This window comes from Nocardioides sp. YIM 152315 (assembly GCF_029210375.1).
In the GTDB taxonomy this organism is placed as follows: domain Bacteria; phylum Actinomycetota; class Actinomycetes; order Propionibacteriales; family Nocardioidaceae; genus Nocardioides.
Genome location: NZ_JARGER010000024.1, coordinates 1 through 726, shown reverse-complemented (window position 1 = coordinate 726; position 726 = coordinate 1). Strand labels below are relative to the sequence as shown.

General features: G+C 67.5%; 1 protein-coding gene. It reads left to right on the top strand.

Annotated elements, in window-relative coordinates; translation table 11 throughout:
• Window positions 1-189 precede the first annotated feature (189 nt).
• Window positions 190-726 (top strand): transposase (locus PZ894_RS07815; RefSeq protein WP_275743937.1); only part of this gene is annotated, 537 nt, incomplete at its 3' end.

The window sequence follows — 726 nt, the reverse complement described above, 5'->3', positions numbered from 1 at the left end:
CCACCGACATTTAGCGTTGGTCCTGGGTCCGCGGGCGGTCATGACCACCGACCGGGACACGTGGTGATCCCTCAACGCTGAGAGGTCGTCCGCGGGCCCGGTGTCTGGTCGATGCGGTGTCCTTGTTCGGGAACTTGGAGCCAGCGAGCGAATGCCTTGGTGGACTCCTGCTTGCAGAATGTCTGGGCCGTGGCCGTGCCGGTCAGTCACCTCGATATCGGGATCGACGGATGGAAGAGGTACGTGCCTGTGGGCATGACGTTGGGGATCGATGTGGCCTGTCGGGCCGCTCATCAGGCCACCTTGGCGGTGGACGGCAAGCCGCTGTGGCGGGGCCGGAAGTTCTCGACCAGCACGGTCGATCTGGAGCGGCTGTGGGCCGATCTGGACCTTGCTGATCCGGGGGTCGACCCGGGCGGGTTGACGGTGGTCGTGGAGCCGACCCGCAATGCCTGGATCGTGCTCGCGCAGTGGTTCCGCCGGCGCGGGGCGCGGGTGGTGATGGTGCCGACCACCCAGTCCGCGGACCTGCGCGAGTACTACTCCAAGCACGCCAAGAACGACCGGCTCGATTCGGAGATCCTGGCCAAGCTGCCGTTGCTGCACCCCGAAGGGCTGCGGGAGTTCACCGGCCCCGGGTCGGCCGATGCGTTGCGCCGGCTGACCAAACAGCGCTCCTCGATGGTCAAGCGGCGTACCGCGGTCTACGCCCGGCTCGACGCGCTG